A 24,345-nucleotide genomic window follows, 5' to 3' on the forward strand; every position below is an offset into this window, starting at 1 on the left:
TCAGAGCAGGTTTTCGATGATGCGCATCACCTTTTCGAGCTCGCGTTGGTCGGTGTCGTCGAAGTCGTTGAGCACATCGCTGTCGACGTCCAGCACCAGGGCGACGTCACCGTTTTTAAAAGCGGGCAGCACGATCTCCGACTTTGAAGCCGAGCTGCAGGCAATGTGACCGGGGAACGCTTCGACGTCGGGCACGAGGATGGTCTTCTTTTCTTTCCACGATGTGCCGCAGACGCCCTTGCCGAAGTTGATGCGCGTGCAGGCAATCGGTCCCTGGAAGGGCCCCAGCACCAGTTGATCGTTCTTCACCAGGTAGAATCCCACCCAAAAGAAGTTGAGGGTCTGTCGCAGGGCGGCGGCAATGTTAGAAAGGTTTGCCACCAGGTCGGGCTCGCCCGTCACCAACGATTCGATCTGGGGAATCAAGGTGGCGTAGCGCTCGGCTTTGTTGGTGGTGGGAGCGATGATCAGTTCTTCGGCCATGATGTTCTTACAAATTATATTTTCTCCAGCGCTTTCCGGGTTCGTTCATTTTCCACGTTGCCGGTGTTGAGGGTGGAGGCGGGTTCGAAGAGCAGCAATTCCACTTCCTCGTCGGCCACGGGCTTGTGCTCTACCCCGCGGGGTACAATGATAAACTCTCCGGGGTTCACTTCCACGGTTTTTTCGCGGAATTCCATTTTTAATTTTCCTTTGATCACCAGGAACAGTTCGTCTTCGTGGTCGTGGTGATGCCAGATAAATTCACCCTTTAATTTCGTGGCCTTTACGTGCTGTCCGTTCAGTTCACCCACGATGCGCGGGTTCCAATAGTCCGAAAACGAGGCCAGCTTCTCCTGAATGTTGACTTTTTGCATAGTATCTTTTGGTTTTATTTCCGTTATTCGAAACGTCACTTTTATGAAACGCATTCGCCTCGCCTTGGTTGGCGACTTTAGCAAAAAGATCCCGACCCTCCGGGCCCTCCAGGAAGCGATCGATCATTGCCGTCCCTTCCTGGACTTTATGCTGGAAGCGGTGTGGACCCCCACGGCCTTCCTGGATGAAACCACTTTTCACGAAAATAAATTTCATGGCGTCCTCATCGCGCCTGGCTCACCCTACGACAACGACGAAGCCGTGTACAACACCATTCGCTGGGCCCGCGAAAATGATTTTCCCTTGCTGGGCTTTTGTGGCGGGTTTCAATACATGGTCATCGAATATGCCCGTAACGTGCTGAAGATGGAAACGGCGTCTCATGAAGAAAGTGACCCGCAGGGCAAACGCCTTGTGGTCTCTAAAATGAGTTGCTCTTTGAAAGGATTGACCGAAGAAGTGCGCATCACCGACCGCGAATCGTGGCTCTTCAAAGTGCTTCACACCGAAACGCTGACGGGACATTTCTTTTGCAGCTATGGTGTAAATCCCAAATTTCAGTATCAGATCAACAAGGCGCCTTTTGTATTCACCGCGCTATCTCCACAAGGCGAAGCGCGCGCCGTCGAGTTGAAAGGCCATCGTTTTTTTAACGGCACCTTGTTCCAGCCTTCGCTGGACTCGGCACCCGGCCATCCTAATCCTTTGCTATTGGACTTTCTTTGGAGATGCCGCTAAAGGCCGCAAGATCTTCAGCGTATCTTCCGCCAACATATGCTGTGCAGTTAACCTGCCGCGGATAATGGGTGCAGCAATGCCCTTCTCAAAACAACGCGGTGATTGAAATATGCGCGCTTCATCCCACATTCCCGTGTTAATGAAATGCTGCAACGTATGCGCGCCACCTTCCACGAGCACGGATTGAATCTTTTGTTTGTGTAGATCTTTTATGAGTTGCTGCAGAAAATCATTTTCATCCAAACGCACATAAGAAAGTCCGGGATGCTCTTCGTGTTTCAGCACATTGTAGCGCAGCGTTTTTTGCGATCCATCGAACACGTGCAATTTTTTATCAAGCCGCAAGAAACGATCGATGACCACACGAATGGGATTGCGCCCGCTCCAGTCGCGCACCGTCAATTGGGGATTGTCGTGGGCGACCGTGCGCGACCCCACCAGGATCGCATCCAACCCCGCACGCCATTGATGCACTACTTGTCTTGACAACTCGTGACTGATCCACTTCGAATCATAATTTTCGCGCGCGATAAACCCATCGGCTGTCTCGGCCCACTTCAGCACAATGAAGGGGCGTTGCTGCGTGATGTAGGTGAAGAACGCTTCGTTGAGCGTGTGTCCTTCTTTGTCCAGGATGCCCGTGATCACCTCGATGCCGGCGGCGCGTAACTTTTTGATGCCCGCACCCGAGACGAGCGGGTTGGAGTCGAGGTTGGCCACCACTACTTTTTTTACGCGATGGGCGATGAGCATGTCGGCACACGGCGGCGTTTTGCCAAAATGCGAGCAAGGTTCGAGGTTCACATACACCGTGCTCTCCGCGAGCAGCGCCGGATTATCCACGCTGTTCACCGCATTCACTTCGGCGTGGGCTTCGCCGTATTTTTTGTGCCAGCCTTCGCCAATGATCTTGCCGTCGTGCACGATGACACAACCTACCAGCGGGTTGGGGCTCACTTGTCCACGACCCAGTGTAGCCAGCTCGAGTGCACGGCGCATAAAAAGCTCGTCGGTATGATGGTCGTGTTTGGTCATTGGCTTATACTTGCAAAGATTGCCAAGCGATGAAGAATTCCAAAGCGTTGTTCCGGTATTTCGTGAGCCGCATCCGTTCCGAGGATGCGGATGAGGTCAATGCCATGGCCTACATTGTGCTGGAACATCTTTTTTCAATTTCCAGAACCGATGTGTTGGCGGAGAAACCCGTGACCGTTTCGCCGGAGGCGGAAGAAGAAATGAACGTCATCCTAAACCGGCTCAATACCGGCGAACCCTTGCAATATGTGTTGGGGGAAGCGGAGTTTTATGGGAGAAGGTTTAGGGTGAGGCCGGGGGTGCTTATTCCGAGACCGGAGACGGAGGAGTTGGTGCGGGAGGTGGTCGAGTCAGGAGCCAGAAGCCAGGAGCCAGGAGCCAGGAGTCAGCATTCGGTAGTCAGGAGCCAGGGGTCAGTAGTTGGGGGTGGGGCTGTTCGGGTGTTGGATATCGGGACGGGTACGGGGTGTATTCCGGTTACTTTGTTTTTGGAGTTGGTGGGGGCGGAGGTTTTTGCGGTGGATGTTAGTGATGTGGCGGTGGCGGTGGCCAGGGAGAACGCTTCTTTGTGGAATGCCAAGGTTGAAATTGTACAACTCGATATATTGAAAGAGGCGTTGCCTTGGGAAGGTCTGGATGTGATCGTGAGCAATCCGCCGTATATTCCTTGGAGTGAGAGGGTGGATATGCGAAGGAATGTGACGGATTTTGAGCCGGCGTTGGCGCTTTTTGTGCCCGAGGATGATCCGTTGATCTTTTATAAGGCGATCGCAAAACAGGCTTCGCGCGCCCTTCGCCGGTCTGGGTTGCTCGCGGTGGAGATCAATGAGCGGTTTGGCGAAGGTGTGGCAGAGGTCTTCCAGAATGCGGGATTCAAGGAGGTGGTGATCATAAAGGATATCTTCGGGAAGGAAAGAATTGTAAAAGGTGTTTTAGGTTGATATTTTTGGATGATGACAAAACCGGCTTCCGTGTCTTTTATTGGTTCGGGCAACCTGGCCTGGCACCTTGCTCCGGCGTTGGACAACGCCGGGTTTGCTGTGAAGGAAGTGTATAGTCCCAATCCTTCGCACGCGGGGCAGCTCGTCGAACGTCTGTATGAAGCAGAAGTGAAAGCTTCGCTTGACTTTTCGACAAGCGCTTCCAAGATCTTTGTTATTGCTGCCACCGACGATGCCATTCCCGATATTGCAAAAGAGATCGTGTTGCCGGAAGACTCCATCCTGGTCCATACGTCGGGCGCGCAGCCGTTGAGCGTGTTGGGCTATGCGGCGACTTCACGCACGGGAGTTTTTTATCCGTTGCAAACGTTTAGCAAATCGCGAAAGATCGATCTGGCGGCTGTTCCTTTTTTTGTTGAGAGTGAAAGCAGCGACACCGAGAAAGTGCTGACGGCCATGGCCAAGAGTGTGAGCAAGCAGGTGTTCAAGATCACCTCACAGGAGCGCAAGGCCCTGCACGTGGCGGCGGTGTTTGCTTCGAATTTCACCAACCACATGTTGTTGCTTTCGCAAGAGATCATGAAAGACAACAGCCTGAGCTTCGACTGGCTGAAACCCCTCATCTCCGAAACGCTCAACAAGAGTCTCACCATCGGTCCCGAAAATGCGCAGACGGGTCCCGCCCGGCGCGGCGATTTCGAAACACTCGATCAACACCTGGAATTTTTGACGGCAGAAGATGAAGAAGTGGCAGAGCTTTACAAAGTGATCAGCCAGCACATCATTGACCGGTATCAGAAATAGATCCTTCCCGATTGAGATCACCCGGTGTCCTTAGAACAAAATGTATTGTAGGGATCGGCCAACGGTGCCGCTACAGTTTCATCTCCAGCAGCACGATCGGCAACTTTCGGTTATGGGCCGGCAATTCCGGAGTGTCCGGCGTCACATAGTGACCGATAAATGTAAATCCAAAACTTTTGTAGTAATCGATCAGGGAAGGATTGTTATCCCACGTATCCATCCGAACGGTGGCAAGTCCTTTTTGCCGGGCGTGATTTACGGCCCACGCTAAAATTTTCCCAAATAACTTTTGACCTTTAAAAGCAGGGTTCACCACAATTCTGTGGAGATACATGGACGTGCCATTCTCCATTTCCCTCCAGATCACGGCATCGGTATAGCAAACGCTAAAGACGATGGCGATCTGCGACTGGATCACGATCTTGTATTGATTCCCGTCTTTGACGTCTTTCACTAAAGCACCCTTGTCGTAACCTCTCCAAACCGGCGCACCTTTTTTCTCCTGGTAGTCAATGGAGTGATCGAACAGCGTATAGACGAATCCCAGGTCGGCTGGGACCGTGTTTTCAATTTGGAGTTCCGCAGTCATGAATGTATGTAACGGAAGACCGTGAAAAAAGATAGTCGTAAGTTTCCGTGATCTTTTACTCGAGCCAATTCCGTTTCTTCAGCTCTTGCAATATGAACGAGGTGGTCGTCTCCATCTCATACGCTTCGCGCGGGGCATTGCAGAGGATGACGAAAAATATTTTTTTCTCCGGCACCGTCACGTAGTTCGTGAGAAAACCGCCTTGGCTTCCCGGGTGGCCGATCAACGTGACGCTATCTTGTTGCGTGATAAACCACGGCCAGCCGACAAACGGTTTGTTCGCACTGGTCCACTGCGGGTAGGTTTGGATGGTTCGCGCCTCCCGGATGGTTTCTGCCTTCAGAAATTTTGCTTGCTGAAAGGCTTGCTCATAGCGCATCAACTCCTCCACAGAACTCCACACGCCACCGTTGCCCGCCGCCGGGAAAGTAGGTTCTTCCCCATAATCATCTTCGATCCATTGTCCGTGGTGGAGCACGTAGCCGTGCGAGACGCCTTGTTCCGGATGCGGACCGTCCGTGATGGTGCTGGTGGTCATGCCCGCGGGGTCAAAAATATTTTCCTTCACAAACGTCTGCCATTTCTGCCCGCTCACTTGTTCCACGATAAGCGCCAGACCATTATAGGCTGGGTTGGAGTATTCGAATTGGGAACCCGGCGCAAACGACAGGGAATCGAGCTGGGTTTCGGGATACCAATTTTCGGCGTCCTTGGCCGTGAGGTAAAATACGGTATCGCTATTCACCCGGCGGTTGTCGGCCAAACCCGAAGTATGCGTGAGCAGGTGTTTGATCTTTACCCGGCGGGCGATGTCCTTGCTTTTAAATGCTGGAAAATACTTGAGGAGGCTGTCTTCCACAGACAATTTTCCCCGCTCCTGTAGGATTAGGATGGCGCTTGCCACGAACGTTTTGGAGACGGAGCCGAGATTGAACAGCGTTTTGGTCGTGATGGGCGCTTTGGTCTTCAGGTCGGCCAGGCCATAGCCTTTGGCAAACACGATGCTGTCGCCCTTCATCACCAGGACAGCGGCGCCGGGCTCCTGGTCCGGAAATTCGGCGCGGAAATGGTCGTCCAGCGCGGTGGCGATGGGGGATTCCGTTTTCTCTTTTGTGGCACAAGAGAGCAGGGTTACCAGAAAAAAGGCGATCGCGAATGGAAACGATTTCATTATTTTTATCCGTTAAAGCATTGGAGTGCCCATCAAGATCAATATTTTTTTGGTTTACCGGAAGCATTAACTTGGGGGGTTTTTAACAAAAGTGTCCTATGTCACAAGAGTTTACCTTTCACCGGCGGCCGAGGCGAAACCGGAAAAGTGAAGCCGTGCGCAGCTTGGTAGAAGAAACGCGCGTCACCACCGACGACCTCATTTTCCCGCTTTTCCTGTTGGACGGCAAAAATCAAAAGACCGAAGTGGCCTCCATGCCCGGCATTTTCAGGCGGTCTGTCGATTTAATGTTGAAAGAAATAGAGGAATGTTTGAAGATTGGTATACGTGCCTTCGATGTTTTTCCTGCTGTGGAAGACCAGTGGAAAGACAAGGAGGCCACCCGAAGTTATGACCCTGATTTCTTTTATCTGAAAGCCCTCCGCGGAATAAAAAAACATTTCCCCGAAGCCTGCATCATGACCGATGTGGCCATGGATCCCTATAGCTCCGACGGCCACGATGGCCTGGTGCGCGATGGCAAGATCCTGAACGACGAAACCCTCGACATCCTGGGCAAGATGGCCCTGGCCCAAGCCGACACGGGCATCGACATTTTGGGGCCCTCCGATATGATGGATGGACGCGTGGGCTACATCCGGAACCTGTTGGACAAAAACGGCTATACCGATGTGTCCATCATGAGCTACACGGCAAAATATGCCAGCGGATTCTACAATCCCTTTCGCGACGCACTGGACTCTGCGCCCAAGTTCGGCGACAAAAAAACATACCAGATGAACCCCGCCAACCGCCGCGAAGCCCTCATCGAAGCCCGCCTGGACGAAGACGAAGGCGCCGACTTTTTGATGGTGAAGCCGGCCCTGGCCTACCTGGATATTATCAGACTATTAAGAGATAACACGGCTTTGCCCATCACCGCCTACAACGTGAGCGGTGAATACAGCATGGTGAAGGCCGCAGCACAGAAGGGATGGTTGGATGGAGAACGGGTGATGAAGGAAACCCTGCTGAGCATTAAGCGCGCCGGTGCCGATGTGATCCTGACCTATTTTGCAAAAGAATTTGCACAGTCCCTGAAACAATAAAAACCCGCACGCGCATGCTGCGACGCATACTCCTGGTTCCCGGTTTTCTCATCGTGACATTCTCCGGAATGTCACAAGCGTTGCTGTTGACCGAAGGAGGACACGTGCCGGTGAAAAGCAACATGGTCTACTGGCGCGACGAAACGGGCCAGCTCACGCTCGGGGACATCGAAACCAAAACCTTGCAGCCCGTGGCCGGAAATGAGTCGCCGGGATTCGGGTTCGATCGTGCCGTGTATTGGTTTAGGATGGACGTTGAAAATGTGTCGAAGGCCGAGAACTGGCTCGTCGAAGTAAACTACTCGCCGCTGGACCGCGTCGACCTCTTTTCACAAACCGATTCTTCCGGCGCATGGACACAGCGCACCGCGGGCGATTTCTTTCCCGTCACGTCCTATCGCCACCCGGTCTTCACCGTGAAGGTGCCCGTACATGAAAAACGCTCGTTCTACCTGCGCGTGCAGACCACGTCGTCGGTGCAGGTTCCCGTGGCGTTTTGGGACCAGGGCGCGTTCACCGAGGCATCGAACAACATCCAGATCGTGAACGGATTGTTCTACGGCGCCATGTTCATCATGACGCTCTACCAATTGTTCTTGTTCCTTTCGATCCGCGACCGGATCACGTTCTATTACGTGCTCACCTTGGTGGCCATGACCAACGTGGTGGCGTTCTTTCAAGGCTACAACTATCTTTATCTCCATCCCCATCAACCCATCTTCAACGATTACTTTGCGATCCTCACGGGCCCGGTGTTCATCCTGTTTTCCACACTGCTCACACGCGCTTTTTTGAAGTTGAGGCATTTCAGTCGATGGCTGGATGGTTTGCTGCTGGCCAACATGGTGTTGGACGTGGGCGTGGCCGTGGCGATGCTCATTTTCTTCCGGGAGATCTCGTATAAGTATCATCACTATTTCATGCTGAGCCATTGCCTGTTGGCCTTGTCTTCGGCCGGCTATTGCTTATCGAGAAATTACCGGCCCGCGCGCTATTATCTCATCGCATGGGTGTCGCCCTTGCTGGCGGCGGCGTTGTTCACGTTGAGCAACCTGGGGTATATCTCCGGCAACCTCAGCACCAACTATGGCGCGCTCATGATCGGCTGCGTGTTGCAAACCCTCTTCATCTCGTTCGCCTTGGGCGACCGTTGGAGCACGCTCGAAAAAGAAAACCACGATGCCAAGGAATTGGAGCTGCGACGCGAGCAAAGCGAAAAAGAACGCCTCGAAGAAGAAGTTCGCCTGCGCACCGACGAGATCCACCAGCAGAACCTGCAGCTCGAAGAAGTGAACAACGTGAAGGACAAACTTTTCTCTGTGGTATCGCACGACATCCGCGGGCCGCTAAGTTCGTTGCACCTGGCCCTCACGCTCGCCAAGTCGGGAACGCTGAGCAACGACGAGTTCCAAAAAATTACAACAGGTTTGGAAACGCGCCTCGCACAAACCACGGAGTTCATCGACAACCTTTTGCAATGGGCCAAACTCCAGATGAAGGGTGAGAAATACGAACCGGATCGCCTCAACCTGTCGGACCTTGCGCAGGAAACCGTGCGCTTGCTGGAGTCCGAGTGCCGTGATAAAAAAATCACCTTGAAGAATACGTTGCAAGGTGAACTGGAGGCCTATGCCGACCTGAACATGATCCGCTCCGTGCTGCGCAACCTGCTGACGAACGCCATAAAATTCACCCGCGCCGAAGGCACCGTCACGCTCAGTGCCTACCGCGTCGACAGCAAGATCATCATCTCCGTGGCCGACACCGGTGTGGGCATTCCGGCCCGCAACCGCGAGCGGCTCTTCACCATCGGGAGCATCACTACACAAGGCACGCGCCAGGAGAAAGGCACCGGCCTGGGCTTGTTGTTGTGCAAGGAATTTATCGAGAAGCACGGCGGCAAGATCTGGTTTGAGAGCGAAGACGGTAAGGGCACCACCTTCTATTTTTCGTTGTCCCAATTCGTGGAAAACTACAATGCCGCAAAAGCGCAGCGCTGATTTCGTGGTAAACTTTTTTCATCTTTGACAGAATAGCCTTTAATTTCGTATTGCATACGCTCATCACCATGCCCTACCGCATCGACCTGTTTGCTGTTTTTATTTTTCTTGGCATCGTGCAGGGCATTTTCCTGTCGTTGTTTTTCCTGTCGAAGGAAAACCGGCAAATACAGGCCAACCTGTTTCATGGCATGTTGCTGCTGGCCATGGTAGGCTGCACCCTGGAGATCTTCCTGATGTACACCGGCTACATCGTGCACTGCCTCTTCCTGGTGGATTTCTCGGAGCCTCTCGGCATGGCCATCGGTCCGCTGTTCTATCTATTGGTGTTGAGCTATATTCACGGTGGAATATCAAAAAAACAATACGGGCACCTGGTCTTCCCGGTGGTCTATGTTTTTTTGGAATTGCCTTTCCTGCTGCAGCCCGATGACGTGAAATACAATGCCTACATCTGGGCCTATCACCCGGAGTTGCCGCTGCGCGATGTGACGGCCGTATATGATGCCCGCATGTTTTGGGTGACCGACCACGCAACCGAAACGATCTTGATCAGCTTAGCGCTGTATGGTATCCTGAGTGTGATTGCTGTGACACGGGCCTTCCGTCAAAAGAAAGAATCTTTCTGGAAGCCGGCACACCCCGTGCTGAGAAGTTTGCGCGAACCTATCGTGCAAATGATCACGGCGTCGGTGATCGTGCTGGCGGTGAAGCTCACCAACGTGGCCGATACCGGCGATCATCTCTTTGCCGTGTATGTGTCCATTGTCATTTACTTCACCAGCTTTCGCGTGATCCGCCGCTCCGGATTTTTCAAACACGCATCGCTCGCCGAAGCGCCCAAATACAAAAGCTCTTCGCTTTCGCCCGACTTGCAAAATGCCCTCGTTGAAAAGTTAAAACTGCTGATGGCCGAGCAAAAGCCTTTTCTCCAAGCCGACTTCTCTTTGCCCGAACTCGCCCACCAGTTGGGGTCCACCGTGCACATCGTGTCGCAAGTGATCAACGAACGGTTGGGAAAAAACTTCTTCGAGATGGCGGCCGAATACCGCGTGGAGGAAGCGAAGCGTTTGCTGAGGGAACAACCCAACATCAAAGTGGAGGAGATCGCCGAACAGGTAGGCTATAGTTCAAAATCTTCTTTCAACACCGTGTTCAAAAAATACACCGGTACTACGCCCTCGCGATTCAGGGCAGAAAAATCATAACGTAATCCTTCATACAAAATGAGGGCAACCGTCACTCAATCGAATAACCCGGGAGGTTTTGAAGCGGGAGGAGCAAGCTTCAAATGTTTGTAGGCGCGCTCGGCGGCTTCGCGTCCGCGTGACGTGCGCTTCAGATAACCTTCCTGGATCAGGAAAGGCTCATACACTTCTTCGATGGTCTCGGCTTCTTCGCCCACGGCGGTAGCAATCGTCGTGAGACCCACCGGACCGCCTTTGAATTTTTCGATGATGGTAAGCAGGATGCGATTGTCCATTTCGTCGAGGCCGTTCTCGTCCACGTCGAGGGCTTTCAGGGCCAGTTGTGCGATGGGCATGGTGATCATGCCGTCGCCTTTGATCTGGGCGAAGTCGCGCGTGCGGCGCAGGAGGTTGTTGGCAATGCGGGGTGTGCCACGGCTCCGGCGTGCGATCTCGAAAGCGGCATCGTCGGCAAGCGGAGTTTGTAAAATGGTGGCCGAACGTTTCACGATCGACGTCAACAGCGTCGCATCATAATATTCTAAGCGGGCATTGATGCCGAAACGCGCCCTCAGTGGTGACGTGAGCAACCCCGCCCGCGTGGTGGCGCCGATGAGCGTAAACGGATTCAACCCGATTTGTACCGACCGTGCATTGGGGCCCGAGTCCAGCATGATGTCGATGCGAAAATCTTCCATCGCCGAATACAGATATTCTTCTACAATGGGGTTGAGGCGGTGGATCTCGTCGATGAACAAAACGTCGTGCGGCTCCAGGTTGGTAAGCAGCCCGGCCAGATCGCTGGGTTTGTCGAGCACAGGGCCGGAAGTGATCTTGATGCTGGATTCCAACTCGTTGGCGATGATGTGCGACAAGGTGGTCTTGCCCAGCCCGGGAGGGCCGTGCAACAAAACGTGATCCAGCGATTCGCCCCGTTGCTTGGCGGCCTGCACAAAGATCTTGATGTTGTCCACCACTTTTTGCTGACCGGTAAAGTCCTGGAAGGAAAGCGGACGAAGCGCCTTCTCGATCTCTTTTTCGGCAGCTCCCTGCCCCTCGTTGTCGCCTTTGAGATAATCTTCCCGCATGGCTGAAAGTTAAAGAGTTATACGCCACACCCCGTCAATGTTGGAATAATTTTGTTCAAAGACCGTTCATAAAAGGAGGGAATTACTAGATACAACAATGTTGCATTTAGTAATTTTTCATACCTTGCACCATTATTTCCCCCGATGGAACACCGACTTCAAAGAGTACTCCCGTCTTTCCTGCTGGTCATTCTCATCGCCGGAACGGCTTTCCAACGAAAAGCACCTGTTCCGCTCCGGATGGAAGGCGCCACCATGGGCACCACCTACCACATCACCTATTTCGACAAAAAGAAAAGAGATTTTAAAAAGTCCGTGGACTCTTTGCTGGTGATCGTGAACCGGTCCATCAACACCTACGATCCACAGGCCGAAGTTTCCCTGTTCAACAAAAGCACAAAGGGCGTTGCCATCCGCTTGCCCTACTTATATCCGCCGATAAAAAAAGCGCACGAGGTCTTCGCAGCTTCGCAAGGCGCTTTCGATCTAACGGTGATGCCATTGGTCAATGCCTGGGGTTTTGGTCCGGCAAAACCCATGAAGCCCGATTCAAGTAAAATTGATTCGCTGCGAACATTCGTGGGCTTCCAAAAGATCCGCTACACGGCCGACAGCGTCGTGAAATCGGACCCGCGTGTTCAACTCGACTTTGGCGGTATCGGCCAGGGCTATGGGGCCGATGTGGTCGCCGGTTTTTTGAGGTCGAAGGGAATCACGGACATGTTGGTTGAGTTAGGAGGAGAGGGCATGGCCGTGGGCCGGAACCTGGCCAGCGGCAAGCCGTGGCAAGTGGGCATTATCGATCCGCGCTCCACCATCGATCACCAATTTTTCAAAGCCTATGTCACGGTGAAAGACCGGTCGTTCACTACGGCGGGCAACTACTTCAATTACTACGAGATCGACGGCAGAAAATATTCACACACCATCGATCCTCAAACCGGTTTCCCTGCTCAACGTGCGCTGCTGAGTGCCTCCGTGTTTGCCGCCGACTGCATGACGGCCGACGCCTGGGACACAGCGTTCATGGTGATGGGTCACGAAAAGGCGATTGGGCTTCTGACGCAACACCCCGAGCTCGAGGCCATCCTGATCTATTCGCGGCCCGACGGCAAGCTGGAAACGTATGCCACACCCGGACTCAAAACGTCTGTCATCTTCGAACCCTAACACAATTTCATGATCTTAAAACTACTCGTCCTTTTTCTAACGCCGTTGTTGTCAGGTCTCCTCATCTACCTGGTGCCGAAAAGCAAGGGTGTGAACTATAAATTGTTGCTGGTGTTTTCGGGGTCCTACCTGTTCTCTATCACCGTGATTCACATCTTGCCCGAGTTGTACAAGAAAGGCGATGCCCTGGAGCTCATTGGCCTGTTTGTGCTGGCCGGATTTTTCCTACAACACTTGCTGGAATATTTCACATCGGGCGTAGAGCACGGTCACATCCACACCCAACCCCACCAGCACGGCCACCATCTTGAACACCAGCGCAATATGTCGGCCTTGGTGCTGCTCGCAGCCTTGTGCATCCATGCGTTTTTAGAGGGCGGCATGTTGGCGCAGCCCGTGAACATGGGCCCTATGTATGATGTGAACGCTGTTTTGTTGGGCATCGCCCTGCACCGCGCACCCGCCGCATTCGCCTTGATGACCGTGCTGGCGTTCCAGCTTCGCTCCAAGAACAAAGCGCTGCCGCACCTCATCGGATTTTCATTGGCCGCACCTGCGGGATTGATATTGAGCACCCTCCTCGCGAGGCACGAGATCCTTACCTCCACCGGGCTCATGTATCTCTACGCCCTGGTGAGCGGAAATTTTTTACACATCTCCACCACCATCGTCGTAGAAAGCAGCCCCGAACACCATTTCAACGCCCGGAAAATGGCCGTCGTGATTTTGGGAGCGCTCCTGGCACTAGCCGCAGAATTCTTGATGTAGGTCGCGAAGCTCTTTGCGTCGACTTTGCGCCCTTGCGGTGTAAACTGAATTTTAACACCAACGATTTTTCTTCCTGCCCTATCGTTCTGTAACTTGAACCCGTGATCAAAGCCATCCTCTCACGCCTGACAGACACCCTCCACGAGCTCCCCGTGCTGGTACTCATGCCCCACAGCCGCTGCAATTGCCGCTGCGTGATGTGCGACATCTGGAAAGCCAACCAGCAGAAAAAAGAAATCACCACCGAAGAATTCTCCAGACACGTAGAAGCGTTTCGCCGGTTGGGCGTGAAATACATTGCCCTGTCGGGCGGCGAAGCCCTCATGCACTCGAACCTGTGGCGGCTGTGCGAAATGATGCGATCGGCCGGCATGCACATCAGCCTGCTTTCCACGGGCATGACGCTGGCGCAACATGCCGCCGATGTGGCGAAGCACGTGGATGAAGTGATCGTCTCCCTCGACGGTCCGCCTGAAGTTCACAATGCGATCCGCAATATTTCCTCGGCATATGACAAGCTTTCGCAAGGCGTGGCGGCGGTGCAGAAATTGAAACCCGATTTTCGCATCACCGGAAGATGCGTTTTGCAAAAGCTGAACTACCGTCATCTGCCCGATACCATCCGCACAGCACAAACCCTCCGCTTGCAACAAATTTCTTTTCTGGCCGCCGATGTTTCTACCTCCGCCTTCAACCGCGACGCACCCTGGACGGAAGAGAAGGTGGTGCAGATCGAATTGAACGAAGCAGAGACGCAGGAGTTTGAATCGCTGCTCAAGGAAACGTTTCGTGAATTCGAACCGGAATATCAAAACAAGTTCATTGCCGAAAGCCCGGCGAAAATGCTGGAGCTGGTGCAATACTATAAAGCGATGCTGGGCAACGCGTCATTTCCAGCACGAAAATGCAACGCGCCATGGGTGTCGGCCGTGATTGAATCCGATGGTGAAGTGCGGCCTTGTTTTTTTCATGCTTCCTATGGCAACCTTTTTTCCTCTACGTTTGATGCCATCATCAATTCAGAACCGGCGAAAGCCTTTCGGCGAAAGCTGGATGTGAAAACCGATCCGGTTTGCCAACGGTGTGTTTGCTCGTTGCACCGGGGTGTTTTGTCGTGATCGTTTTTTTTTCGTTGATGATCAAACTTCAATGAGCCGCCATAGGGGATTCTGCTCAAGAATTTTAGCTCCCACTTTTTTTTCAATGCGACGCTTCAAATCGGCAACCGGCACATTGGTTCGCTTGACATGACCTTCTATCGAAAAAGCGTTTTTGCAAAGGTTTTGTTCGGGGGAAATTGATGTGTCAACGCTACGGAGCGCGCCGTTCAGGATCACCGCGGCGACGTCGGCAGGAGTGACGCTGAAGAGATTATCCACATAATTTTCTTTTAAGGCTGGCGCCACGAAGAGACTTGCCGGTTGCCACGGTTCCAGTAGCGGTCGTGGCATTTTTAAAATGGACGCACCCCCGTTGGTCACCATCGCGTAGATTTCATCTGCCGTCGCGTCGCCGGTTTGTGATGCCACCAGCATTTCGTGTAGCAAGGTGGGCGAACCGGTCATCGTTGAATCTGTTCCGAGACCGATGGGTGCAAAATCTTTTAGTTTTTTTATGGCTGCCGTCTTGCCAAACATGAAAAGGTTCGATGCCGGGCACCACACCACGGATGCCTTCCGCTCTTTGATCCGTGCAAGGTCCGCATCGTGCAAGGCGATCGCATGGACGAGGATCGTATTGGATTTGAGTACACCCCATGCATCCAATGTTGAGATTTCCTGGAAGGCGCCGGCGTCCGTTCCTTCGGCGGCATGAATAATAAAAGGTGTGGAGGTATCTTTTGGAAAAGCGCTTTCGATGTTTTTGCCAAAGGCTACGGAATGTGCCCAGGTCATTTTTTTTACAACGTTCACGGGGAAAGTATCTTTTTCGAAAACCCTGTCCCACGGATTATGATGGGCCACGGTGGTCACTCCACTGATCAGATTCTTTATCCCACCCCACAAAAGCCGGTCTTGCTTGTCAACGTTTTCAATTTCCTTGACGGGTGATTGATCGGGTTTATAAATACTGTGCGACCAATCCACATAGCTCGCGTGGGGAGGAGCGCCCAACCGTGGGTAGAGATTCATCTCCAGGTGGTCGTGTGCATTGATCAAGCCAGGATATACAAAGTGCCCGGAAAACTCCAGCACGGCTTCGCCTTTCTCAGGCTCGATCCGATCGTCCATGACAGCGATCACGCCGTGCGCTATCCGGATATCGCCGGCCAGCATCTGACCGTTGATTTTCCAGCGGACGTTTTTCAACAGGAGCTTCATGCATCATTCCTTTTCATTCTCCGGACGCGCATGCCAAAAACGACCGGCGTATTTTCGTGGTGTGGCTCTTCCAGGATATCAATGGCCATCCCATGCCGGGTAAAACAGGAAAAATAAGATTGGAAAAGATGAAGATGGTGGCGGATCTCATAGACCCGACCAGACGGCTTGTCACGAAATGTGCGGCGGGCATGTTGCAGGGTGAGGAAGGGGTGGAAGTCGGTGATCAGCAACACACCCTCGGGATGCAAAGCATTCAATAGATTGTTCAGCGGCGGGTCGAGGTTTTCGATGTGCCCCAACACCAGGCCGCAAACGATCATGTTGAAATGCTTCGGTCTTAATTTTACAGTGGAGAGGTCATCGCAGAGAAACTCCCCGGAAGGACACTGCTGATGCGCCAGCGAAACCATGGCCGGGGAAAGATCAATGCCCTGAACAAAAGATGCGCCTTGTTGTTGAGCGGCTACACAAAATTTTCCATGGCCGCAACCTGCGTCCAGAAAAGTTTTGCCTTGGAGGTCGGTCATGAACTTTTCGATGAACTGATCGGAAGCATTTTTTATCGGGTTGGATTCTTCCCCATACGACACCGCCCACCGGTTATAACCTTCCAACGGCGAGAGCACGGCGCGCTCTTTTTTTCCGGACCACCACGCCATTACAGGCCCTGGATTTCAGGTTGACGATAACGAAGCCAATATTTCATAAGCGCTTTCAATTCGTAAGGGTGACTGAAGATATTCATGCGATAGCGCAAGGATGAAAATGCGCGGATCATTTTTCGCTGCAGGTCGGAAAGTTTGTAGTCGCTCACCGTCGGATAGTGCGCATGCATCACCGTCTCGAAGTCGTGGATGTAGCGGATCATTTCGGGCGTGAGCCACGGCGTTAAAAATTCGCGGTGCAGGTCGAAGTTGAGCCACTGGGGTTGCATCCACTCCTCCAGCGTTTCTGGAAAAGTAAAACCCCGCGCTGCCGATTCCGCATACAGGGTCGATCCCTCTGTGGGCACGGGCGTGTAGACATAGATGACGATCTCGGTTTGCGGATTGATGGTCTTGATCTCCTTGATAAAGGCCACTTCATCGTAGATCTGTTGCCACACTTCCTGCTCTGTGGGTGCCGGCAACCCCAGCACAAAGGAGTATTCCGGGATGATGCCGAATTGGCGAATACGTTTTGCAAAAGCCTTGATCTTTTCGCCGGTTTGTTTGCCGCCCTTATCCATGTTGTGCAGCAATTTGTTGTTGCCGCTCTCGGCGCCGAAGAAGATCATGGTGCAGCCGGAGTCGGCAATGGTGGCCAGCGACTCGTCACTGAAGTAGTCCATCGTATCGATCCTCCCCTCGGCCCACCACTTCATGTTTTCGGGTTTGATGAGCCGGGCAAATTCAACCGACCTTTTTTCGGAAACGAAGAAATTGTTATCATGAAACTGGAATGCGTTGCCGCCATACGTTTCCTTGAGGTGTTTGAGATCGTGATAAACGGCCTGCGCCGACTTGCCTTTCCACCGCGCATCAAAGATGGGCACTACACCGCAGAAAGAACAGGTGAACGGGCACCCGATGCTGGAGTGATAGGCGATCGTGCGTGATCCAAGGAAAGTCTTGCCGAGGTATCCTTCTATCGAATAGAAATCATTCAATCGTTCATAAGGCAATGCGGGCAGCGAATCCTGGTCATAGAGTGCCGCCTTTTTGGTTTTGAACACTTCGCCGTCTTTTAAATAGACCAGGTTCTCGATGTGTTCCAGCGATTGTCCGGTGGAGAGCGCCGTCAGGGCGGCTGGAAAGGCTTTGTCGCCCGGTCCATTCACCACGACATCGACCATCCCAGACTGGATCACGGTGCGATGATGGTTCGAAGCAAAATAACCGCCCCAAATAATGCGGACCTCTGGAAATTGATTTCGGATGGTCGTTGTAAAGGGAATGGCTTGTTTCAGCTGCGGTCCCGGCATGACGGTGCAGGCGAAAAATCCAAATTCACCCGTAGCCAGGTAGCCGATGATCTTTTTCAGCGGATCGCGCTCCCGGTTGCCATCCACCACGGCATAGTCCACCACCCCTTCCACCGCGGCGGCGATGGCCAGGATGGCATTAGGGATGATCCTAAGGGTATGCCCTGCGCGCGGATTGAAAAACAATACTTTCTTCATAGGCGAAAAAGTAAATGAAGATAAGGATTATAAACGCATTTATGTGCTGTCCGGATCTTCCTGAAAACGTCAGGACGGTTGATTGGACGAAAAGGTTGGCTGGTCGTGAAAACAAAATGCAAAACATAACACTAGAGGGGGATCTTCGATGAAATTTCGTCGGTCATTTCTTTTTGTGAAGACGACCGTTACTTTTTTTGTGACACTATTGATTAGATTTATAACATCAATCTTCGTGACTTGAAAATCGTCAACGTTTCTTATAACATACCCACTCCTGAATGTACCGATCCGGAAGCATGGGTGAAAAAGATCAGGTTTTCCACCGGCATCTTCGAAAGTATGGCAAGCTATGCCGAGATTGTGGCAATCCATCATATCCGGTACAAGGGCGATTTTTATAAGAATGGAGTGACGTACTATTTTCCTGGATACACCCGATGGCAACTTTTGATGCCGTTTGCATTCAACCGCTATATAAAAAAATTGCGGCCCGACGTAGTCATTGTCCATGGCCTGATATCGCCGTGGCAGGTCGTGATGCTGCGCGCGGTCTTGGGAGGCAACGTCGGGATCATTGGGCAACATCACGCTGAGCGGCCACTGAGGTATTTTCGGGCGTTCTTTCAACGATGGGCCGATCGCTGCTTCGACGCATACCTGTTTACCTCGCGCAACTTAGCCATCGACTGGAAAAATAAGCACCTTATCCGTAACCTTGAAAAAGTGAAAGAAGTAATGGAAGCATCTTCTCCATTTCATTCGCTCGATATCAGCGAAGCGCGTAAAGTTACAGGTGTTCGTGGATCGACAACATTTATTTGGGTGGGAGGCTTGGAGTTACGAAAGAATCCCGTTATGGCTGTGAAAGCCTTTGTTGATTTTTTACAAACTGAACCAGAAGCCAGGCTGTACATGATCTATCAATCTACTGAGTTGTTGCATGACGTAGAGCAAGTTGCTTTGTCTCATCCCAATATTTCCCTCGTGGGACAGGTGTCGAACGATGATTTGCTGTATTGGTACAACAGCGTACACTATGTGATCTCGAGTTCTTTTTACGAAGGTTCGGGTGTTGCAGTGTGTGAAGCGATGTCGTGTGGTTGTATACCCATCCTCACCGACATCCCTTCTTTCCGCATGATGACCGGCGTGGGCAAGGTTGGAGTGTTGTATGAATCGGGCAACGAAAAAGGCCTTGTCGATGCGCTGCACAAGGCGCTGACGTTGAATGCAGCTAAAGAAAGGGAAAACGTTCTGCAGCAATTCAAAAATGTTCTTTCTAACGAAGCCATTGCCCGCAACACCATGAACATAATCGAGGAAATTATATGAACCCGGCGAACGCCTCGGACAAAAAGAGGATCGCTATGATCATCCCGGGCGGCATCGGCACAGGGAATAACAACATTGGCGTTCCGGTGTTGGAGCGAATGATTCGATTGCTGGCGCTTGAATTTGATGTCACGGTCTTCCAATTATACAAGCGGAACAAAGGTTATAGCGTCGATGGATTTGAATTGATCGACGTTTATTCATCGCGGCCTTGGGTAAGGGCTTTGAAACTTTTTTTTGTTTTTCGTCGCGTCCATCGTCTCAAAAAGTTCGAGGTTGTGCACGGGTTCTGGATTTTGCCAAATGGGTTCTTTGCCGTCGCCTTAGGAAAAATTTTCGGCCTCAAGAGCATCGTGAGCATACTGGGAGGCGACGCCATTGCCCTGCCGGAGATCAACTACGGTCAACTGATCAAGCCGCTGTATCGCCGAATAAGTTTTTGGACATTGAGGAAAGCGGATGAGGTTACGGCATTAACGCGGTATCTGGTACACAATCTTCGTTCCATTGGGATGAAGCCTCGAGAAATCCATATCATCCCCTGGGGAATTGACACGAACCTCTTTGCCTTTCGCGAAAAGGAAGTTCAACAACCCATACGTTTTCTTCACATTGCCAATCTTCACCCGGTGAAAGATCAGGAGACCTTGCTGAGAGCTTTCAAGATCATAGCCGAAAGCGTGGAGAGCCATCTCACGTTGATTGGTGAGGGCGTATTGGAATCGCGCCTAAAGACATTGGCCGGGGAGCTCGCTATCGAAAATTGTATCACCTTCCTGGGGTTACTTCCTTACGAAGCATTGCCCGAATATTATACCGATGCCGATATTCTGCTGCACACTTCACGCTCCGAGGGTCAAAGCGAAGTGGTGACGGAGGCGATGAGCAGCGGCGTCGTGGTATGCGGAACAAAAGTTGGGCTGATTTACGACCTTGAAGAATTTTGCGTAGCCGTTCCGATTGGAGACCACCGAGCATTGGCGCGCGAAACATTAGCCTTAATAAAAGACTCAAATCGCATCAATGCGCTGCGAAAAGACGCATTTGTATGGGCAAATATTCATTCAATACATTGGACTGTTGGACAAACGGGGGGATGTTATCGTAAAACGATTAGGTTCAGCGGCAAGCGATAAGAGATAACTTTACTATCGCCATACGACGTTTCCGATGCGTCGATTTCCGTAGGGGCGTGATAGTTCCTTAATATATATTTAAAGACTGTAAGTCTTGATTCATAGATGGAATTGGTTAATTTCATCTACTCAAATCGACCTGGCCAGCGCCCGCTGGAACTCGTAAAAGCCGTTTTTAGAAACACGTTTTTCACCTTAAATATAAATGCTATGAAAAAATTAAGACTTGCTATTGCATTCGCATTTGTTTGTGGGTTATCAAATGCACAAAACAACACAAGTTTTGGCACTTCGGCCGGAACAGTGGGAGTTAACAACAGTTTCTTTGGTTACTTTACCGGTAACGTAGCGACAAGTACAAGTGAAGACAATTCCTTATTTGGAAAATCAACCGGAAAATCTTTAACGACTGGTATCCGAAATACCGTGATGGGATCAGAAGCTTTTTTCTCAAATACCACAGGTAATTCAAATAGTGGATTCGGATACAGATCACTTTACACTAATTCCTCAGGCTACTATAATTCGGCCATAGGGGCGTATTCTTTGTTGCTAAATACAACAGGACATGATAACACTGCCTTGGGTTACACGTCACTTTATAACAATACTTCTGGAATTGGTAACATGGCGGTTGGTAGTTTTTCGCTATTTGCCAATACTACAGGATCTAATAATACAGCTTCTGGAACTAATTCCCTTCAGAATAATTTAGCTTCAAATAATACCGCGCATGGGGGCTATTCGTTATTTTCTAATACAACAGGAACTGGAAATAGCGCAATGGGCTATCGAGGACTATACTTTAACACGATAGGAAATTCCAACACTTCAAGCGGACAAGATGCTCTGTACTCTAATACCTCTGGCAGCTTCAATACTGCTAATGGACAAGAAGCTCTTTATGCCAACACGACAGCATCTGGGAACACGGCAAATGGATATAGAAGTTTGTACTCCAACACGACGGGTGCCAACAATACAGCAATCGGATATTTAGGTCTAACATCCAACACTATTGGGGCCAACAATACGTCCACGGGATACCTGGCGCTCAATGTGAACGATACAGGTAATAATAATACTGCCAGTGGATATCAAGCACTTAAGTCAAATACTTTTGGGTCCTACAATATCGCCATCGGCGGGAACGCATCATTTTCTAATACGAGTGGAAGTTTTAACACTGCGGTTGGCTTTGAAGCCTTATATTCAGGAACGGATATTGGTTGGAGTACCGCGATTGGATTTAAGGCCCTTCATTCGATATCCACAGGAGAGGGAAACACCGCAGTTGGATATACATCTCAATATCTGACAAACATAGGTTACCACAATACATCCGTAGGTCATGCTGCGCTATACACGAATGCATTGGGTTATTATAATACAGCGATGGGTTATACCGCCTTATTTTCCAATTCTGCTGGTGTTCATAACACGGCTGTTGGGAACAATGCATTGTATAGCAATACAATTGGCTCCGCCAATAGTGCGTTTGGCAGCCTAGCGGGACCGACATCTACTTCCGGGTTGGAAAACACCACGGCTTTGGGATATAATGCAATTCCTACGATAAACAATATGGTTGCAGTAGGTAATACTTCTGTTACTAGAATAAGTGGGCAGGTTTCATGGTCTACTTTTTCGGATGGACGTTTTAAAAAGGATATAAAAGAGGATGTGGCAGGTCTTGATTTCATTAATCATCTCAGACCTGTCAGCTATTCAATTGATTTCGAGTCGCTGGATCGTTTTCTTGGTGCTACAAAAATACCGGCACAGAGTCAGTCGGCTAAAAAGGAGAAAATAGTTAGACAGACTGGTTTTGTCGCCCAAGAAGTACAGGACGTAATAGAAAAGTTGGGCGTTACCTTTAATGGCGTGGATTTGCCTCAAAACGACAATGATCACTACAGCATTCGATACTCTGATTTTGTAGTTCCTTTGGTTAAGGCAGTTCAAGAACTCACTCAAAAATTGGAGGACCAGCAACAAAAAATGGATATTTTGATGAATAAAATTGCCACAGCAGACTCAAAAGCGAATGATAGCGTATCGGTTGAAGCTGTTCTATTTCAAAATGTGCCGAATCCATTTTCAGTCGACACAGAGATCAAAATGAAATTGCCGGAATCGACGCTTCGCGCTGATGTTATGATATATGCGCTGGATGGAAAGGAACTAAAAGCGATCAATGTAAGAGAGCGGGGTGACGCGACGGTGAGAATTTCGGCTAATGAACTAGGAGCAGGCATGTATATATATGCCCTTTTATTGGACGGAAAAATTATAGACACGAAAAGAATGATTCTAACTAAGTGACCTTTGAAATGAGGGGATCGTTTATTTTCATTCGATCCCCTCATTGCTTTTTTGTGATTGATTCCTGATCTTGGAAAAAGTGCATAGTCCTCCCTTTGGGGACGAGCTGCCAGCCTGAAAATTGCGCGACGAGTGTCGCTTAATCCCTACGCGGGGCGATGTAACAAGCAGCGCACTTATGGCCCCAAATAATGGAATCACAGAAGCAAAAACCACGTATAGCGGTATTTGGCTTAGCCACCCTGGGTGGCGGCGCCAAAGGCATGGGAATCCCCGTTTTGGTCGATCTTTTTGAACGGCTTTCTATTCACTTTGACATTTGCTTCTACTCCCTTATCAACCACAACGCTGACGTCGCTTCTTCTTCCATCAAAATAAAACAACCAACTTCCTGGCGGATACCGGGACGGTTGAAATACTTCCAGGTGATGATGAAATGTTTTTTCGATCACCTGCATCAACCATGGGATGTGATTTTTGCGATTTCGCCCTATCCCGCAGGAGCGTACGCCGTCCGTCTTGGAAAATGGATCAGGCGTCCGGTTGTAGTTCAGATGATTGCTTATGAAGCGGCATCCCTACCCGGACTCGGTTGTATGGATCTCACCATTCCGTGGCTCGCAAAGGTTACGAGAAGAGTTTGTCACGAGACAGACTATCTCGTCACCGTGGCCCACATCCAAAAGGAAATTGCCAAACAGTGCTTGCCGACGCAACGTGATATTGACGTGCTTCCCCTCCGGATAAACAGCGAACGATTTCCATTTGTCCGCAAGTCCGTTTCTTTCCCCGTACATTTTATCCATATCGCGTACTATAGTTTGCTGAAGGACCAGGATACAATGTTTCGAGCGTTCGCCAAAATTGCTGACAAGATTGAATGCACCTTGACCATTATTGGTAGCGGATATGATATTCCCAAAGTTCAATCACTTCTTCAATCACTGGGAATCTCGACGAAGGTTCATTTTGTTAAGTTCGCAGCGCAGTCCGAACTACCAGGGTACTTTGACAAGGCACATATCCTTTTCCATCCCGCCAGATTTGAGACCGGCTGTGCCGTTATTCAAGAGGCAATGGCGAGTGGCGTTGTAGTATGTGGAACATCGGTGGGTATCTTGGCTGACCTAGGTGAAGACTATGCCGTTGCCGTGCCGCCGGGAGATGATGTTGCATTGGCGACGCAAACGTTGCAGCTGATAGCGGATAAGGCGCGTTATTCAGAATTTCAGCAAAGGGGACATCAATGGATTACCACCTATGGAGCAGTTTGGGCGGCAGACAATTATTTGCAATATCTTGATTCCATTGTAGATAAAGATTCGTCATGAAAAGTGGGTCAAGTCGTCCAACGCCTCACTGATCGTTGGCAATTAATGTTATTGGTGAACGTAAGCGCGCCGATTGTTGCGCGCTGACCCTCCCCATTGCATTTTTTATGTACCGTGCGCCGAACGACAAACATAATGTTGCTTTAGGATATTTTTGTCTTACGAGACACAACTACTGGTGTTCTTATCGATGACTTAATGTTAATACGATAACTATTTAATATACAGTTAAGATGGCAACTTGTGGTCGGTAAATAGAAATTACCTAGTTTAGTTGCACCAGCTCCGCTGGCGGT

The 24,345-nt window shown here is 50.8% G+C and carries 22 protein-coding genes; 13 read left to right on the top strand and 9 right to left on the bottom strand.

What is annotated here, in order from left to right:
• Both D4L85_RS11380 and D4L85_RS11385 read right to left on the bottom strand, forming a co-directional pair.
• Nucleotides 1-483: a GAF domain-containing protein gene (locus D4L85_RS11380; protein ID WP_119754422.1), complete on the bottom strand. Its 483-nt coding sequence runs from the start codon at nucleotides 481-483 to the stop codon at nucleotides 1-3.
• Nucleotides 484-497: 14 nt separating this feature from the next.
• Entirely contained in the window at nucleotides 498-857 is a 360-nt protein-coding gene (locus D4L85_RS11385; protein WP_335621963.1) for a cupin domain-containing protein, read from the bottom strand.
• Between the two features lie 43 nt (nucleotides 858-900).
• Here D4L85_RS11385 and D4L85_RS11390 point away from each other — a divergent pair, with 43 nt between their 5' ends.
• Nucleotides 901-1,596 carry a glutamine amidotransferase-related protein gene (locus tag D4L85_RS11390; RefSeq protein WP_160143669.1) on the top strand — a complete coding sequence of 232 codons (696 nt, stop codon included), beginning with the start codon at nucleotides 901-903 and terminating at the stop codon, nucleotides 1,594-1,596.
• On the opposite strand, the gene ribD is transcribed toward D4L85_RS11390, so the two are convergent.
• Nucleotides 1,567-2,631 (bottom strand): bifunctional diaminohydroxyphosphoribosylaminopyrimidine deaminase/5-amino-6-(5-phosphoribosylamino)uracil reductase RibD, encoded by a 1,065-nt coding sequence (ribD, locus tag D4L85_RS11395; RefSeq protein WP_119754425.1) that lies wholly within the window; start codon nucleotides 2,629-2,631, stop codon nucleotides 1,567-1,569. The two genes, D4L85_RS11390 and ribD, sit on opposite strands and share 30 nt — an antisense overlap.
• A 29-nt stretch (nucleotides 2,632-2,660) precedes the next feature.
• On the opposite strand from ribD, the gene prmC reads away from it, so the two are divergent.
• On the top strand, nucleotides 2,661-3,572 hold the full coding sequence (gene prmC / locus D4L85_RS11400) for a peptide chain release factor N(5)-glutamine methyltransferase (protein WP_119754426.1): 912 nt from the start codon (nucleotides 2,661-2,663) through the stop codon (nucleotides 3,570-3,572).
• A gap of 30 nt (nucleotides 3,573-3,602) precedes the next feature.
• Nucleotides 3,603-4,376 (top strand): Rossmann-like and DUF2520 domain-containing protein, encoded by a 774-nt coding sequence (locus tag D4L85_RS11405; RefSeq protein ID WP_236849100.1) that lies wholly within the window; start codon nucleotides 3,603-3,605, stop codon nucleotides 4,374-4,376.
• Between the two features lie 70 nt (nucleotides 4,377-4,446).
• Here the strand turns inward: D4L85_RS11405 and D4L85_RS11410 are convergent, their stop codons facing one another.
• Nucleotides 4,447-4,965, bottom strand: coding sequence for a GNAT family N-acetyltransferase (locus D4L85_RS11410; protein ID WP_119754428.1), 519 nt, complete (start codon nucleotides 4,963-4,965; stop codon nucleotides 4,447-4,449).
• A gap of 55 nt (nucleotides 4,966-5,020) precedes the next feature.
• Nucleotides 5,021-6,136: a serine hydrolase domain-containing protein gene (locus tag D4L85_RS11415; RefSeq protein ID WP_119754429.1), complete on the bottom strand. Its 1,116-nt coding sequence runs from the start codon at nucleotides 6,134-6,136 to the stop codon at nucleotides 5,021-5,023.
• Nucleotides 6,137-6,234: 98 nt separating this feature from the next.
• Between D4L85_RS11415 and hemB the strand changes: the two genes are divergently transcribed.
• The 3 genes from hemB to D4L85_RS11430 all read left to right on the top strand — a co-directional run bounded on the left by hemB (nucleotide 6,235) and on the right by D4L85_RS11430 (nucleotide 10,432).
• The gene (gene hemB, locus D4L85_RS11420; protein WP_119754430.1) at nucleotides 6,235-7,224 is read left to right on the top strand and encodes a porphobilinogen synthase; all 990 of its coding nucleotides are present in this window, start codon (nucleotides 6,235-6,237) and stop codon (nucleotides 7,222-7,224) included.
• A 14-nt stretch (nucleotides 7,225-7,238) separates the two neighbouring features.
• On the top strand, nucleotides 7,239-9,224 hold the full coding sequence (locus D4L85_RS11425; RefSeq protein WP_119754431.1) for a sensor histidine kinase: 1,986 nt from the start codon (nucleotides 7,239-7,241) through the stop codon (nucleotides 9,222-9,224).
• A 68-nt stretch (nucleotides 9,225-9,292) separates the two neighbouring features.
• The gene (locus D4L85_RS11430) at nucleotides 9,293-10,432 is read left to right on the top strand and encodes a helix-turn-helix domain-containing protein (protein ID WP_160143670.1); all 1,140 of its coding nucleotides are present in this window, start codon (nucleotides 9,293-9,295) and stop codon (nucleotides 10,430-10,432) included.
• 35 nt (nucleotides 10,433-10,467) lie between these two features.
• On the opposite strand, the gene ruvB is transcribed toward D4L85_RS11430, so the two are convergent.
• Entirely contained in the window at nucleotides 10,468-11,499 is a 1,032-nt protein-coding gene (gene ruvB / locus D4L85_RS11435; protein ID WP_119754433.1) for a Holliday junction branch migration DNA helicase RuvB, read from the bottom strand.
• Between the two features lie 144 nt (nucleotides 11,500-11,643).
• Here ruvB and D4L85_RS11440 point away from each other — a divergent pair, with 144 nt between their 5' ends.
• The 3 genes from D4L85_RS11440 to D4L85_RS11450 all read left to right on the top strand — a co-directional run bounded on the left by D4L85_RS11440 (nucleotide 11,644) and on the right by D4L85_RS11450 (nucleotide 14,555).
• Nucleotides 11,644-12,669, top strand: coding sequence for an FAD:protein FMN transferase (locus tag D4L85_RS11440; RefSeq protein ID WP_119754434.1), 1,026 nt, complete (start codon nucleotides 11,644-11,646; stop codon nucleotides 12,667-12,669).
• A 9-nt stretch (nucleotides 12,670-12,678) separates the two neighbouring features.
• Nucleotides 12,679-13,437 carry a ZIP family metal transporter gene (locus tag D4L85_RS11445; protein WP_119754435.1) on the top strand — a complete coding sequence of 253 codons (759 nt, stop codon included), beginning with the start codon at nucleotides 12,679-12,681 and terminating at the stop codon, nucleotides 13,435-13,437.
• A gap of 101 nt (nucleotides 13,438-13,538) precedes the next feature.
• Nucleotides 13,539-14,555 (top strand): radical SAM protein, encoded by a 1,017-nt coding sequence (locus D4L85_RS11450; protein WP_119754436.1) that lies wholly within the window; start codon nucleotides 13,539-13,541, stop codon nucleotides 14,553-14,555.
• Between the two features lie 21 nt (nucleotides 14,556-14,576).
• Here D4L85_RS11450 and D4L85_RS11455 read toward each other — a convergent pair whose 3' ends face one another.
• From D4L85_RS11455 to D4L85_RS11465, 3 genes are read right to left on the bottom strand one after another with little or no spacing between them, the layout of a single operon-like run.
• Nucleotides 14,577-15,758, bottom strand: a complete 1,182-nt coding sequence (locus tag D4L85_RS11455) for an amidohydrolase family protein (RefSeq protein WP_119754437.1) — start codon at nucleotides 15,756-15,758, stop codon at nucleotides 14,577-14,579.
• On the bottom strand, nucleotides 15,755-16,420 hold the full coding sequence (locus D4L85_RS11460) for a class I SAM-dependent methyltransferase (protein WP_119754438.1): 666 nt from the start codon (nucleotides 16,418-16,420) through the stop codon (nucleotides 15,755-15,757). The genes D4L85_RS11455 and D4L85_RS11460 overlap by 4 nt, the downstream gene beginning before the upstream one ends.
• Nucleotides 16,420-17,922 (bottom strand): B12-binding domain-containing radical SAM protein, encoded by a 1,503-nt coding sequence (locus D4L85_RS11465; protein ID WP_119754439.1) that lies wholly within the window; start codon nucleotides 17,920-17,922, stop codon nucleotides 16,420-16,422. The genes D4L85_RS11460 and D4L85_RS11465 overlap by 1 nt, the downstream gene beginning before the upstream one ends.
• A 240-nt stretch (nucleotides 17,923-18,162) precedes the next feature.
• Between D4L85_RS11465 and D4L85_RS11470 the strand changes: the two genes are divergently transcribed.
• The 4 genes from D4L85_RS11470 to D4L85_RS11485 all read left to right on the top strand — a co-directional run bounded on the left by D4L85_RS11470 (nucleotide 18,163) and on the right by D4L85_RS11485 (nucleotide 24,049).
• Nucleotides 18,163-19,257, top strand: coding sequence for a glycosyltransferase family 4 protein (locus D4L85_RS11470; RefSeq protein ID WP_119754440.1), 1,095 nt, complete (start codon nucleotides 18,163-18,165; stop codon nucleotides 19,255-19,257).
• 35 nt (nucleotides 19,258-19,292) lie between these two features.
• Nucleotides 19,293-20,393: a glycosyltransferase gene (locus D4L85_RS11475; protein WP_160143671.1), complete on the top strand. Its 1,101-nt coding sequence runs from the start codon at nucleotides 19,293-19,295 to the stop codon at nucleotides 20,391-20,393.
• 210 nt (nucleotides 20,394-20,603) lie between these two features.
• Entirely contained in the window at nucleotides 20,604-22,718 is a 2,115-nt protein-coding gene (locus tag D4L85_RS11480; RefSeq protein ID WP_160143672.1) for a tail fiber domain-containing protein, read from the top strand.
• Nucleotides 22,719-22,909: 191 nt separating this feature from the next.
• Nucleotides 22,910-24,049 carry a glycosyltransferase family 4 protein gene (locus D4L85_RS11485; RefSeq protein WP_119754443.1) on the top strand — a complete coding sequence of 380 codons (1,140 nt, stop codon included), beginning with the start codon at nucleotides 22,910-22,912 and terminating at the stop codon, nucleotides 24,047-24,049.
• Nucleotides 24,050-24,345 lie beyond the last annotated feature (296 nt).

The organism is Chryseolinea soli, from assembly GCF_003589925.1.
In the GTDB taxonomy this organism is placed as follows: Bacteria; Bacteroidota; Bacteroidia; order Cytophagales; family Cyclobacteriaceae; genus Chryseolinea; species Chryseolinea soli.